Origin of the sequence: Pseudomonas sp., assembly GCF_049645325.1 — a bacterium.
Lineage (GTDB): Bacteria > Pseudomonadota > Gammaproteobacteria > Pseudomonadales > Pseudomonadaceae > Aquipseudomonas.
In genome coordinates this window covers 1-13,105 of the sequence record NZ_JBARTQ010000570.1, presented here as the reverse complement: position 1 = coordinate 13,105, position 13,105 = coordinate 1, and the positions used below count along the sequence as shown (strand labels likewise).

Genomic DNA, 13,105 nt, shown 5'->3' with positions numbered 1-13,105 from the left:
ACGTTGTGCCTGCCGGCTCAGCATTGGATACCTATGATTTGCGCTCGGGCTCGGGCTTGACCGTTCAGGGTGCGGTCACCAACGAAATCACTGCGCAAACGGCCACATTGATCCTTAACCCGAACAGCCAGACGAAGGCCATTATCGCCAACAATTCAACCCTGACGATTAACGGTTCCCGGGTCACCAGTACAGCCCCAAACGACGCGGCTATCCGGCTTTCCGGCAGCCGGCTGACTTTGGGCAATAGCCAGATCATCAACACCAACGGCGTAGGCCTGGCGGCCGGTCGCCCTCTGGGATCAATCAATGGGTCGACCGTGACGGCGACCAACAGTCAAATCACCGGTGTCACTCAAGGCGCCCGTGCCAGCGCCTTCAGCGTGCTGGATTTCAACAACACCCGTGTCGAGGCGACCGGTGCGAATGGCGCAGGCGTGCTCCTGCAAAACGGGCAACTGCGCACGTCCAATAACACCAGCATTATCGGTGGTCGCAATGGCATCATGTTTGACATCGACAACAGCGCAACCCTTGGCAACAGCGTGGTGCTCAATGCTTCAAGCGTAGAGGGCAAGAGTGGTTCAGCCATTCTGGTGACGGACCGCACGGGTGTTGGTATCAATAGCGATATTCAGGTACTCAATGGCTCGACCTTGAAAGCCGGCAACGGCATCCTGCTGGACGTGCAAAAAAATTCCACCGCCAACATGAGCGTCGACAACAGCACGCTGGTGGGCGATGTGGTCGTTGAAGCAGGCAGCACCGCCAACGTGCAACTCAACAACAATGCCTCGCTCACGGGCCAGCTGAATAACGTCGCGCAACTTGACGTCAACAGTAATGCGCAGTGGGTACTCGTCGGTGACAGCCAGGTCAATGCGCTGAAAATGGGCGGCGGCACCGTCGTATTTGGCAGCCCCGCTCAATACTTTCAACTGAACACCAGCAGCCTGACGGGCGACGGCACCTTTGCCATGCACACCAACTTCAACACCGGTGAAACCGACTTGTTGAACGTGGTAGGCAACGCCGAGGGCAATCACAAGCTGTTGATCGCGGCGAGCGGCTCGGAACTGGCCACCGGTGAAGCCATCAAGGTGGTACACACGGAAAGTGGTGGTGCGCGATTCGGCCTGGTCGGCGATACCGTGGACGTGGGCGCTTTCGAATACGGGCTCAAGCAGAAAGGCACTGACTGGTTCCTCGATACCGAAAAACAGGGCACCAGTACCAGTGCCAAAGCGGTACTGGCGTTGGCGAATGCCGCACCGGCCGTATTGGTTGGCGAGTCCAGCGTACTGCGCACGCGCATGGGCGAAGTGCGCTTTGGCGACGGCAAGAGCCAAGGGCTGTGGATCCGCGGTTACGGTAACAAGATTGATGTGGCGGCCAACAGCAATGGCGTGGGCTATTCACAGAATCAGAACGGCGTCACGATCGGTTTCGACAATACGTTGAATGATGAATGGACGCTGGGTGTCTTGGGTGGTTACAGCAACTCCACCCTGGGCCTGAGCCGTGGCAGCAGCGGTATGGTCAACAGCTACTACCTCGGTACGTATGCAATCTGGAAAGATGACAGCGGCACCTATGTCGACTTGGTCGGCAAGGTCAACCGTTTGAATGGCCAGAGCCAGGTCAACATGAGCGATGGTCAGCGCGCCAAAGGCAATTACACGCAGGACGCGGTGAGTGCATCGGTTGAAGTGGGCCATAATTTCAAGCTCAACGATGAAGGTCTCTATGTTGAGCCGTTCGCTTACGCGTCCGTCGCGTCTATTGGCGGCTCGAACTACACCATGGACAACGGCCTGAAAGCGAAGAGCGACCGTGCCACTTCGGCGATCGGCAAGGTGGGTGTGACCTTGGGCAATGACATCCAGCTCGACAGCGGCGCCATCCTGCAACCTTACGTGCGTACCGCAGTGGCACGTGACTTCAGCCCGGACAACAAGGTTTACATCAATGATCAGATGTTTAAAAACAACCTGTCCGGCGCGAGTTTAGAGGTGGCGGGCGGCATGGCCGTTTCGTTGTCGAAAAACCTGAGCCTGCATGCTGAGGTCAATCACAGCCAAGGCAAAGCGTATGACATGCCTTGGGGTGCCACCGCAGGTGTGCAGTACTCTTTCTAAGTGTCTACGCAGTGAACTGGGGAAGCTTCGGCTTCCCCTTTTTTTGCCTATCAAAAAACCGTCGGGCCTAGCTGAACAACCCTGCGGCAATATTGATCGAGAAGCCCAGAATCGCCGTATTGAACAGAAAGCCGATCAATGACTGGCCCAGCACCACTTTGCGCAAGCTGCGCGTGGCAACGCCCACGTCGGCCGTCTGAACCGCCACGCCAATGGTGAATGAGAAGTACAGGAAGTCCCAGTAGTTGGGCGTGCGTAAACCTTCGGCGAAGCGCAGCGCGGGCTCGTCGCCTTCCCAGGTATAAAAAAGACGGGCGTAATGCACGCTGAAAATCACCCCGATCAACAACCATGAGCCAATCACTGTCATTCCGGTAAAGCCGTAATGCAGCAGGCGTGCCGTGCCGTCCATGTCTTTGCTGCCCACCAGGTTCAGGGTGATGGTCGCCAGGCTGGCGATCGCCGCGATGCAGACCATGAACAGCACCAGGCCTGCGTTCTCATCCTCGATTTCGGCGATACGTTTTACGTCGTCGGCCTTTGCCCGGCTGGTCAGCCACAGCATCAGCACCAGATAGCTCCAGACCCCGGCATTCCAGCCAATCAGAATTTTGCTGATGAGCGTATCGGCTGGCGCCAGGATGCCCACGGCAAGGCCCAAGACGGCAGCGCAAGAGAGGCGAGGGTGGGTGCGGGCGAGGAAGGTCATAGGTGCTCACAACAAGGGAGTTTGTGAGCACCTTAGCGCACTTTCAGCGGGTTTATGGTCGCTTGCGTACCAGCTTCATCACCACCACAAAGAACACCGGCACAAACACCACTGCCAGTGTCGCGGTGATCATGCCGCCGATCACGCCGGTACCGATCGCCTGCTGGCTTGCCGAGCTGGCACCTGTGGCAATCGCCAGCGGCACCACGCCGAGAATAAACGCCAGCGACGTCATGATGATCGGCCGCAAGCGCAGCCGCGCGGCTTTCAAGGTGGCGTCGATCAGGTCCTCACCCTGGTCATACAGGTCCTTGGCGAACTCGATGATCAGGATCGCGTTCTTTGCCGACAAACCAATGATGGTGATCAACCCGACCTTGAAGAACACGTCATTGGGCATGCCGCGCAAGCTCACCGCCACTACCGCACCGAGTACACCCAGCGGCACCACCAGCAACACCGAGGTCGGAATCGACCAGCTTTCATACAGCGCCGCCAGGCACAGGAACACGATCAGCAGCGACAGGCCCAACAGCAACGGCGCCTGCGAGCCGGACAGCCGTTCCTGCAACGACAAACCGGTCCATTCCTGGCCCAGGCCCGCCGGCAGCTGGCTGACCAGGCGCTGGATTTCTTCCATGGCCTCACCCGTGCTGTGCCCCGGCGCCGCTTCGCCGCTGATGGCGATGGCGGGGTAGCCGTTGTAACGCGTCAACTGTGCCGGGCCCTGGGTCCACTTGGCTTCGACGAATGCCGACAGCGGCACCATCTTCCCGGCCGTGTTACGCACGTTGATCTTGAGCAAATCCGCCACCTGGCTGCGCTGGTCGCCTTCGGCCTGCACCACCACGCGCTGCATGCGGCCCTGGTTGGGGAAGTCATTGACGTAGGCCGAACCAATCGCCGAGGACAACACGTTGCCCACATCGGCAAAGGAAACCCCCAGGGCGTTGGCTTGCTTGCGGTCCACTTCCAGCTGCACTTGCGGTGCTTCGGCCAGGGCGCTTTCGCGCACGTTGGCCAAAATCGGGCTTTTCTCAGCGTTAGCCAGCAACTCGGTGCGCGCCGCCATCAAGGCGGCATGGCCGACACCACCACGGTCTTGCAAGCGGAACTCGAAACCGCTGGAGGTACCGAGGCCGTCCACCGGCGGCGGCAAAATCGCGTAGGCAATTGCGTCTTTGAGCTCGCTGAAGGCCGCGTTGGCACGGTCGGCAATCGCCGAGGCCGAGTCGTTGCTGCTGCGCTCGGACCAATCCTTGAGCGTAGTAAATGCAAGCGCCGCGTTCTGCCCGGAGCCGGAGAAACTGAAGCCCATGATCATGGTGGTATCGCCCACCCCTGGCTCCCCGGCGTTATGCGCCTCGATCTGCTCGGCCACCTGCACCGTGCGGTTCTTGCTCGCGCCCGGCGGCAGCTGGATGTCGGTGATGGTGTAGCCCTGGTCTTCCACCGGCAGGAACGAGGAGGGCAGGCGGCTGAACATCCACCCCAAACCGACCAGCAACACCAGGTAGATCAGCAGGTAACGGCCACTGCGCTTGAGCGCGTAGGCCACCCAGCCTTCGTAGCGGTCGGTGAGCTGCTCAAAACGTTTATTGAACCCGCCGAAAAAACCGCCCTTGGCATGGTGTTCACCCTTGGCAATCGGCTTGAGCAAGGTGGCGCACAGCGCCGGGGTCAAGGACAGGGCGAGGAACGCCGAGAACAGGATCGACGTCGCCATCGACAGCGAGAATTGCTGGTAGATAACGCCCACCGAACCCGGCATGAACGCCATCGGCAGAAACACCGCCACCAGCACCAGGGTAATACCGACGATCGCGCCGGTGATCTGGCCCATGGCCTTGCGCGTGGCATCTTTGGGTGACAAACCCTCGGTGGCCATGATGCGCTCGACGTTTTCCACCACCACAATCGCGTCGTCCACCAGGATACCGATGGCCAACACCATGCCGAACATGGTCAGCACGTTGATCGAGAAACCCAGCAACAGCATGGTGGCAAAGGTGCCCATCAGCGCAACCGGTACCACCAGGGTCGGAATCAAGGTGTAACGCACGTTCTGCAAGAACAGGAACATCACCGCAAATACCAGCGCCATGGCCTCCAGCAAGGTGTAAACCACCTTGGTGATTGAGACTTTGACGAACGGCGAGGTGTCGTACGGAATCTTGTATTCCACATTGGCCGGGAAGTAGCGCGACAGCTCGTCCATCTTCGCCCGCACCAGGGTCGCGGTGCTCAACGCGTTGGCGCCGGGAGACAGTTGCACGCTGACGGCGGTAGAAGGCTTGCCGTTCAGGCGCGTGGAAAACTGGTATTCCTGGCTGCCGATTTCCACCCGCGCCACGTCGCCGACGCGCACGGTCGAGCCGTCGGGGTTGGCCTTGAGCACGATATCGGCGAACTCCGCCGGGGTCGACAGCTTGCCTTTGACCAGGATCGCCGCCGTGATTTCCTGGGTCTTGGTGCCCGGCAGATCACCAATACTGCCGGCTGACACCTGGGCGTTCTGCGCGCTGATCGCGGCATTCACGTCGGCAGGCGTGAGGTTGAAGCCGATCAGCTTTTGCGGGTCGATCCAGACCCGCATGGCACGTTCGGCGCCATACAGCTGGGCCTTGCCCACACCGTCGAGGCGCTTGAGCTCGTTCATCACGTTGCGCGCCAAGTAGTCGCTGAGCGCCACGTCGTCGAGCTTGCCGTCGCTGGAGGTCAGAGTGACCAGCAGCAGGAAACCGGCGGAGACTTTTTCTACCTGCAAACCTTGCTGGGTCACCGCCTGCGGCAGGCGCGGCTCGACCGCTTTGAGGCGGTTTTGCACATCCACCTGGGCCATTTCCGGGTCAGTGCCCGGCTGGAAGGTCGCGGTGATGGTGGCCGAGCCGAGGCTGCTTTGGGATTCGAAATACAACAGGTGGTCGGCGCCATTGAGCTCCTGCTCGATCAGGCTCACCACGCTTTCATCCAGCGTCTGGGCCGAGGCGCCCGGGTACACCGCGTAGATTTCCACCTTTGGCGGCGCGACGTTGGGGTACTGCGCCACCGGCAACTGCGGGATGGCGAGTGCGCCGGCCAGCAGGATAAACAGGGCGACCACCCACGCGAAGATCGGGCGATCAATAAAGAACTGCGGCATGGCGGGTTATTCCTTTACGAGCTGGCCAGGGGCCGGGCTGTCGTCCACTTCTACTTTTTCACCGGGCCGTGCATGTTGCAGGCCTTCGATCACGATGCGGTCACCGGGCTTGAGCCCGCTGCTGACGATCCAGCGGTCCCCAATCACCGCGCCGAGTTCCACCGGTTGCTGGCTGACGGTTTGCTCGGCGTCCAGCAGCAGGACCATCGGAATACCGGCGCTGTCACGGGTGATGGCGCGTTGGGGCACGCTCAGGCCCTGCTTGTCGACGGCTTGCTCCAGGCGCACCCGCACAAAGCTGCCGGGCAGCAGGTCGAGGTCGGGGTTGGGGAACTCGCTGCGCAGGATGATTTGCCCGGTGCCCGGGTCGACGCTGATTTCGGCAAACAACAGTTTGCCGGGCAGCGGGTAGAGGCTGCCGTCATCCTCAATCAGCGTGGCCTTGGCCTGGTCCTGGCCAACCTGTTTCAAGCTGCCGGCACGGAAGGCGCGGCGCAGGTCATTCAACTCGCGGGTCGACTGGGTGAGGTCGGCGTGAATCGGGTCCAACTGCTGGATGATCGCCAGCGGCGTGGCTTCGTTCTGGCCGACCAGCGCACCTTCGGTCACCAGCGCCCGGCCGATGCGCCCGGAAATCGGCGCGGTGACGGTGGCGTAGCCCAGGTTCAGCTTCGCGCGCTCCACCGCGGCCTTGTTGGCCGCGACTTCAGCGTTGGTCTGGCGCACGGCGGCGCGGGCATTGTCGTAGTCCTGCCCGCTGATGGCATTGCCTTCCACCAACTGGCTGTAGCGCTGCTCTTGCAGGCGCGCCTGGAACGCATTGGCCTCGGCCTTGCTCAGGTTCGCTTGGGCGCTGTCGAGGTCGGCCTTGAACGGCGCCGGGTCGATGCGAAACAGTACGTCGCCCTGTTTCACGTCATGACCTTCCTTGAACACCCGCTGCATCACCACCCCGGCCACCCGCGCCCGTACTTCGGCAATCCGCGGTGCGGCGATACGGCCACTGAGCTCGCTGGTGATGGAAAGGGGTTTGGCCTGCAGGGTTTCGGTGCGCACTTTCGCCAGAGGCGTTTGCGGCGCCTCGGTGGCCGACTTGCCACAGGCACTCAGTGCCAGCGTCAGGGCCAGCAGGCAAAACGGCGCAAACAGATTCTTCGACATGCTTATATCCCAATATTGACTGGCGCATCCTAAAGTCACCTGCGCCGTGGTGCTGTGAAGCTGTGTAGTTCGTCTGTGAAGAAATGTAAGGTGCGACCCATAGTCGGCTGAGGGCGTATATCCTTGCACAATCCTGCAACAACAAAGATCAAATGTGGGAGCGGGCTTGCTCGCGAAAGCGCTCTGTGAGGCAACAAACCGGTGAGCTGAACCACCGTTTTCGCCACCAAGCCCGCGCCCACAAAGGTCTGCGTACAGCCGACAAACCGTATTATCTGGAAACACCATGCCCAACATCCTCCTGGTCGAAGACGACGCCGCACTCTCCGAGCTGATTGCCAGCTATCTGGAACGCAATGGCTACCACGTCAGCGTGCTCAGCCGTGGTGACCACGTCCGCGAACGCGCGCGCCTAAATCCGCCGGACCTGGTGATCCTCGACCTGATGCTGCCCGGCCTCGATGGCCTGCAGGTGTGCCGTTTGTTGCGCGCCGATTCGGCAGGCCTGCCGATCTTGATGCTGACCGCGCGCGACGACAGCCACGACCAGGTGCTGGGCCTGGAAATGGGCGCCGACGACTACGTGACCAAACCCTGCGAGCCGCGCGTGCTGCTCGCGCGGGTGCGCACATTGCTGCGCCGCAGCAGCCTGTCCGAACCCCAGGTGGCGAACGACCAGATCATCATGGGCAACCTGTGCATCGACCTGTCGGAACGCACCGTGACCTGGCGCGAACAGGCGGTGGAGCTGTCCAGTGGTGAATACAATTTGCTCGTGGTGCTGGCCCGGCACGCCGGTGAAGTGCTCAGCCGCGACCAGATCCTGCAGCGCCTGCGCGGTATCGAGTTCAACGGCACCGACCGTTCGGTGGACGTGGCCATCTCCAAGCTGCGCCGCAAGTTCGACGACCACGCCGGCGAAGCGCGCAAGATCAAGACCGTGTGGGGCAAGGGCTACTTGTTCAGCCGTTCCGAGTGGGAATGCTGAGCCATGTTTCGTGTATTGCTGCGCCTCTACCTGATCACCATCGTCACCTACAGCGCGGCGATCTTTCTGATTCCCAAGCTGGTGATCCAGCTGTTCGAACACCGCTACCTGGATTACAACGTCGAGCAGACGCGAGGCTTGCAATCTCTCATCGTCAAGCAGTACCAGAGCGCGCCGGTTGAGCATTGGTCCCAGGTGACCGATCAGTTAGGCCGGGACTTTGCGCCGCTGAAAGTGAAACTGCTGCTGCGCCAGGACGCCAGTTATACCCCCGAGGAAGAAAAGCAGCTGGAAAAAGGCCAGTCGGTCATTCGGTTGGGAGAGTGGGGCTGGATGGAAGAAATCAGCTCGCCGATCAACCAGCAGTTTGCGGTCAAGCTGACCATCCCGCCGGACCCGCTGGACATGAACCTGTTGTATTGGTCGATGAACGTACTCATCGGTGCCGCGCTGCTGGCTTGCCTGCTGGTCTGGTTGCGCCCGCACTGGCGGGACCTGGAGCGCCTGAAAAGCACCGCCGCGCAACTGGGCCGGGGCAACCTGGGCGAGCGTACGCAGATTCCCGCGAGTTCCAACATCGGCAGCCTGGCGTCGGTGTTCGACACCATGGCCGATGATATCGAGCGCCTGCTCAACCAGCAGCGCGACCTGCTCAATGCGGTCTCCCACGAACTGCGCACACCGCTGACACGCCTGGATTTCGGCCTGGCGCTGGCCCTCTCCGAAGACCTGCCGCCGGCCAGCCGTGAGCGCCTGCAAAGCCTGGTCGCGCATATTCGCGAGCTGGACGAGTTGGTGCTGGAGTTGCTGTCCTACAGCCGCCTGCAAAACCCTGCGCAGTTGCCGGAGCGGGTCGAGGTGGTGCTCGACGAATTCATCGACAGCGTGCTGGGCAGTGTCGATGACGAGTTGGAAAACCCCGAGATCGTTATCGACGTGGCGCTCGATTGCGCCGTGGAGCGCTTCAGCCTCGACCCGCGTCTCACCGCCCGTGCCCTGCAAAACCTGCTGCGCAATGCCACACGCTACTGCGACAAACGCATTCAAGTGGGGGTCAAGGTGTGCGCCGAAGGCTGCGAGATCTGGGTGGACGACGACGGCATTGGCATTCCGGTTGACCAGCGCGAGCGCATTTTCGAACCGTTTTACCGCCTCGACCGCAGCCGCGACCGCGCCACCGGCGGCTTCGGCCTCGGCCTGGCGATCAGCCGGCGTGCGCTGGAGGCCCAGGGCGGCAGCTTGACGGTCCAGGCCTCGCCGTTGGGCGGGGCGCGCTTTCGCGTGTGGTTGCCCAGCGTCGGCTGATCAGAGCACCTTAACGGCGCGGCCGATTGCCTGGATCGGCCCGGTCGGTTTGCCGGTCGGCGAGCCGCGCGGGTCTTCCAGGGTCAGTTCAAACAGTTGGTTCTGCGTAAGCGGCGGCAGCTTGTCGAGCGGCACCGACAGCGTCTGCCCTGGCTTGACCAGACCCAGCGACACCGGGCCTTGCCAGCCGTCGCCCTTGGTCCAGAATTGCAGGGCCTTGTCGGCCGGGACTTCCATGACGCCCAACGGGATCAACTGGATGTTCTGATTGTCACTCGCCTGGATCACCCAGCCTGGGGCCTGGTTTTGGGGCGCCACCAATACCACGATAAAACTAGGGTCAGTGGCCGGTGGGCGGGTGAGCAGCAACGCCGCCAGTACCAGCGTGGTCAAAAGGCCCGCACCGGCCAGGCCACGCCACAGCGCCAGCAGGTTCCACCACGGCACGTCGGCCTCGGCGCCCGCGATATGGCGTTCGATGCGCTGCCAGAGCTGAGCGGAGGGCGGCACCGGCTCGGCGAGTGCCGTCAGCGGCAGCAGGCGCTGCTCCCAGGCGTCGACCGCTGCACGCAGTTCGGCATCCTGCTTCAAGCGTTGTTCGACTTCGGCGCGTTGCTCAGAGGGCAGGGTGCCCAGCACGTATTCGCTGGCGAGTTCATCCAGTGGGTTACTCATGCCATGCACTCCCGCAGCGCGGCGAGGCTACGTTTGATCCAGGCTTTGACGGTGCCCAGGGGCGTGTCCAGTTTCTGTGCGATTTCACTGTGGGAATAGCCGTCGACGTAGGCATGCAGAATGCAGCGGCGACGGGCCGGGTCGAGCTGTTCCAGGCAGTGGTAAACCTGCCCGGCGCGCGCGGTGAATTCAAAGGTGTCCTGGGGCGCGGCGACCTGCTCGTGTTCATCGCTCAGCGCCACTTCGCGGTAATGGTTGCGCACGACATTGAGCGCCAGGTGCCGGGTGACGCTGAACACCCAGCCGCGCGCCGAGCCACGCTCGGGGTCGAAGCTGTCGGCGCCGCGCCAGATCTTGATAAACGCGTCATGCACAATGTCTTCGGCCAAGGCCTTGTCGCGGGTGATGCGCAGCGCCACGCCGAGCAAACGGCTGCTGTCCTGCGCATACAGTTGGCGCAAGGCGCGCTGATCGCCACGGGCACAGGCCGCCAGGCAAGCTTCGTAATCAAACAAACACGGCATCCCTAAATGGCTGAAACCTGTGGCGAATGCTATCGCCACAGGCAGCGTAGCCGACTTTGCTCAGTTGGCGGCCCAGAAGATGTAGTCGGCCTGGTATTTCACCACTTCCTGTTTACCCTTGTTGGCCGCCGTGCACTCGCTGCTCGGCGCTACACCGCCTTTGAGGGCGACGCGCTGGATGTAGCTCACGCCACTCATTGCACCTTTGCCTTCAGCCGGGTTGGCCTTGACCAGTTGATAGGGCAGGTTGCCGGCACTCGACGGCGCTACCGCCAGTTGGGTGCCGGTGATTTTCGAGCCGTCTTTGGCTTGCCAGGTGGCCGGGGGGCCGAAATAGGTGCCCACCTGTTTACCGTTGCGATCATTGAGCACGGCCTTGGGCCCGACGAAGGTCCATTCGGTCTGGCCGACGGCGTTGGCTTTGTCCCGGCATTCGTAGGTGATTTCGCCGACGCCGGTGGTCTCCAGCGCTACCTTGTGGCCGTCCGGCACCTTGATGCTGTCGGGCAAGCCGGCCTGGGCGAATACCGATGGCGCGGCGGTGAGCAGGGCAGTGAGGCAAATCAGTGCTTTGGCGTGCATGGGTGTTGCTCCATTTTCAGAAAAACAGCGGGGTGACTGAAAGGACTACCCACGGCGCGCGCGATTGGATGCACGGGTTAGAAAATAAACTTCAGAGGGCGCACACTGTGTCCCCGCTTTACCCGAAGAGAGATTGGCAATGACTGGTGTTCACACGTCTGCTCAACAAGGTTTCTCTACCCAGGCCGTCACCTACGCCCAAGGCCGGCCGGACTATCCCCGACAGCTCACCGGCTGGCTCGCCGAAACCTTGCACATCGATGCGCAATCAACGGTCATCGACCTGGGGGCGGGCACCGGCAAGTTCACCCGTTTGCTCAGCACCCTGGCGCCGACATTGATTGCCGTCGAGCCGGTGGAGGCGATGGGCGCGCAGCTGAGTAAGCTGTTGCCGGGTGTGCGCCTGCTGAGTGGCACGGCCGAATCCATTCCCCTGGCGTCCGCGAGTGCCGACGCATTGGTCTGCGCGCAAGCCTTTCACTGGTTTTCGACCCACGCCGCGCTGGCGGAAATTCACCGCGTGCTCAAGCCGCAAGGGCGTCTGGGGCTGGTGTGGAATGTGCGCGATGAGTCCGTGGACTGGGTGGCGGCCATTACCGCGATCATCACGCCTTATGAGGGCGACACGCCGCGTTTTCATACAGGCCGTTGGCGTGAAGCCTTCAGCGGCGAGTATTTTTCCGCGCCGCAGGTGACCTGCTTTTCCTATCAGCACGTTGGCAGCCCTCAAGAAGTGATCATGGATCGGTTCCTGTCAGTGAGTTTCATCGCCGCGCTGCCCGCGGCAGAAAAAGTCACGGTCACCGCACAGCTGCAGGCGCTGATCGACACTCACCCGGCATTAAAAGGGCGGGAGACGGTGGCCTTTCCGTATCAGACCCAAGCCTACCTCTGCCAGCGACTAAGCTAAAAAGCATAAAGTCAGATCATATTGATATAAGTCGTTATAAGAAAAATCGCTATCCTGCGGCCAGAAATTTATAAGGCCGCAGGTAGCTGTAATGGATGTGGGTAATGTTGGTTTCGTCGTTGCTGGCCTGATCGTTGGTTTTATCGTGGGCATGACCGGTGTCGGCGGGGGGTCGTTGATGACCCCGATTCTGCTGTGGTTCGGCATCAACCCGGCCACCGCCGTGGGCACCGATCTGCTGTACGCCGCCATCACCAAGTCGGGTGGGGTGCTGGTTCACAGCAAGAACAGGAACATCGACTGGACCATCACCGGTTGGCTGACCCTGGGCAGCGTGCCTGCGGTGTTGCTGACCTTGTGGTTTCTTGCCAGCCTGCACACTGATCCCACTGCCATGAATGCGGTGATCAAGCAGGCGCTTGGCGTGGTGCTGCTGTTGACTGCGCTGGCGATTTTGTTCAAGAAAAGCCTGTTGGCCTTTGCCCAGCGGCATGCCGGTGATGACTACCGCATGAGCCCGCGCAATCTGAATATCCTCACGGTGGTGACGGGCGCCATTCTTGGCACCATGGTTGCGCTGACCTCGATCGGCGCGGGTGCGCTGGGCACTGTGGCGTTGTTTATTCTGTATCCGTTTCTGGCCACGCGGCGGTTGGTGGGGACGGAGATTGCTCACGCGGTGCCCCTGACGCTGGTGGCGGGCCTGGGCCATGCGAGCATGGGGAATATGGATTGGCACTTGTTGGGCTTTTTGCTGATGGGGTCGTTGCCGGGGATTTACATCGGTAGCCATATGACCGGGAAGGTCCCGGATGGGGTGTTGCGTCCGTGCCTGGCGATTATGTTGATGACCATTGGGTACAAGTTGGCGTTTTGATTGGTTGGGTGTTTTTGGGTGGGGCGTGGGGGTGGGGGTATATCCGTTATCTGGGTTGTGGCGGGTATGGGTTCCGCTCTTACAGCGGCTCACT

The 13,105-nt window shown here is 61.4% G+C and carries 11 protein-coding genes; 5 read left to right on the top strand and 6 right to left on the bottom strand.

The window, feature by feature from the left end:
* Positions 1-2,138: autotransporter outer membrane beta-barrel domain-containing protein (locus WBB95_RS23830; RefSeq protein WP_424489794.1), on the top strand; the 2,138-nt coding region annotated here is incomplete at its 5' end.
* 67 nt (positions 2,139-2,205) lie between these two features.
* Here WBB95_RS23830 and WBB95_RS23825 read toward each other — a convergent pair.
* The 3 genes from WBB95_RS23825 to WBB95_RS23815 are packed head-to-tail and all read right to left on the bottom strand — an operon-like array spanning position 2,206 to position 7,150.
* Positions 2,206-2,847: a DUF1345 domain-containing protein gene (locus WBB95_RS23825; protein ID WP_424489793.1), complete on the bottom strand. Its 642-nt coding sequence runs from the start codon at positions 2,845-2,847 to the stop codon at positions 2,206-2,208.
* A 52-nt stretch (positions 2,848-2,899) separates the two neighbouring features.
* The gene (locus WBB95_RS23820; RefSeq protein ID WP_424489792.1) at positions 2,900-5,989 is read right to left on the bottom strand and encodes a multidrug efflux RND transporter permease subunit; all 3,090 of its coding nucleotides are present in this window, start codon (positions 5,987-5,989) and stop codon (positions 2,900-2,902) included.
* Between the two features lie 6 nt (positions 5,990-5,995).
* Positions 5,996-7,150: an efflux RND transporter periplasmic adaptor subunit gene (locus tag WBB95_RS23815; RefSeq protein ID WP_424489791.1), complete on the bottom strand. Its 1,155-nt coding sequence runs from the start codon at positions 7,148-7,150 to the stop codon at positions 5,996-5,998.
* Positions 7,151-7,436: 286 nt separating this feature from the next.
* On the opposite strand from WBB95_RS23815, the gene WBB95_RS23810 reads away from it, so the two are divergent.
* On the top strand, positions 7,437-8,138 hold the full coding sequence (locus tag WBB95_RS23810) for a response regulator transcription factor (protein WP_078742967.1): 702 nt from the start codon (positions 7,437-7,439) through the stop codon (positions 8,136-8,138).
* A 3-nt stretch (positions 8,139-8,141) separates the two neighbouring features.
* On the top strand, positions 8,142-9,443 hold the full coding sequence (locus tag WBB95_RS23805) for an ATP-binding protein (RefSeq protein ID WP_424489790.1): 1,302 nt from the start codon (positions 8,142-8,144) through the stop codon (positions 9,441-9,443).
* On the opposite strand, the gene WBB95_RS23800 is transcribed toward WBB95_RS23805, so the two are convergent.
* The 3 genes from WBB95_RS23800 to WBB95_RS23790 are packed head-to-tail and all read right to left on the bottom strand — an operon-like array spanning position 9,444 to position 11,224.
* Complete coding sequence (locus WBB95_RS23800) at positions 9,444-10,118, bottom strand: anti-sigma factor (RefSeq protein WP_424489789.1); 675 nt, start codon at positions 10,116-10,118, stop codon at positions 9,444-9,446.
* Positions 10,115-10,642 carry a sigma-70 family RNA polymerase sigma factor gene (locus WBB95_RS23795; protein ID WP_424489788.1) on the bottom strand — a complete coding sequence of 176 codons (528 nt, stop codon included), beginning with the start codon at positions 10,640-10,642 and terminating at the stop codon, positions 10,115-10,117. Before WBB95_RS23795 ends, WBB95_RS23800 begins: the two co-directional genes overlap by 4 nt.
* Positions 10,643-10,702: 60 nt before the next feature.
* The gene (locus tag WBB95_RS23790; protein WP_424489787.1) at positions 10,703-11,224 is read right to left on the bottom strand and encodes a DUF3455 domain-containing protein; all 522 of its coding nucleotides are present in this window, start codon (positions 11,222-11,224) and stop codon (positions 10,703-10,705) included.
* Between the two features lie 139 nt (positions 11,225-11,363).
* Here WBB95_RS23790 and WBB95_RS23785 point away from each other — a divergent pair, with 139 nt between their 5' ends.
* Positions 11,364-12,134 carry a class I SAM-dependent methyltransferase gene (locus WBB95_RS23785; protein WP_424489786.1) on the top strand — a complete coding sequence of 257 codons (771 nt, stop codon included), beginning with the start codon at positions 11,364-11,366 and terminating at the stop codon, positions 12,132-12,134.
* Positions 12,135-12,225: 91 nt separating this feature from the next.
* Complete coding sequence (locus WBB95_RS23780) at positions 12,226-13,011, top strand: sulfite exporter TauE/SafE family protein (protein WP_424489785.1); 786 nt, start codon at positions 12,226-12,228, stop codon at positions 13,009-13,011.
* Positions 13,012-13,105: the final 94 nt, after the last annotated feature.

What these genes read in the sequence shown, in the direction of transcription:
- WBB95_RS23800 (WP_424489789.1), bottom strand. Translation starts at nt 10,118, where the DNA reads ATGAGTAACCCACTGGATGAACTCGCCAGCGAATACGTGCTGGGCACC.
- WBB95_RS23820 (WP_424489792.1), bottom strand. Translation starts at nt 5,989, where the DNA reads ATGCCGCAGTTCTTTATTGATCGCCCGATCTTCGCGTGGGTGGTCGCC.
- WBB95_RS23825 (WP_424489793.1), bottom strand. Translation starts at nt 2,847, where the DNA reads ATGACCTTCCTCGCCCGCACCCACCCTCGCCTCTCTTGCGCTGCCGTC.
- WBB95_RS23805 (WP_424489790.1), top strand. Translation starts at nt 8,142, where the DNA reads ATGTTTCGTGTATTGCTGCGCCTCTACCTGATCACCATCGTCACCTAC.
- WBB95_RS23785 (WP_424489786.1), top strand. Translation starts at nt 11,364, where the DNA reads ATGACTGGTGTTCACACGTCTGCTCAACAAGGTTTCTCTACCCAGGCC.
- WBB95_RS23795 (WP_424489788.1), bottom strand. Translation starts at nt 10,642, where the DNA reads ATGCCGTGTTTGTTTGATTACGAAGCTTGCCTGGCGGCCTGTGCCCGT.
- WBB95_RS23790 (WP_424489787.1), bottom strand. Translation starts at nt 11,224, where the DNA reads ATGCACGCCAAAGCACTGATTTGCCTCACTGCCCTGCTCACCGCCGCG.
- WBB95_RS23810 (WP_078742967.1), top strand. Translation starts at nt 7,437, where the DNA reads ATGCCCAACATCCTCCTGGTCGAAGACGACGCCGCACTCTCCGAGCTG.
- WBB95_RS23815 (WP_424489791.1), bottom strand. Translation starts at nt 7,150, where the DNA reads ATGTCGAAGAATCTGTTTGCGCCGTTTTGCCTGCTGGCCCTGACGCTG.
- WBB95_RS23780 (WP_424489785.1), top strand. Translation starts at nt 12,226, where the DNA reads ATGGATGTGGGTAATGTTGGTTTCGTCGTTGCTGGCCTGATCGTTGGT.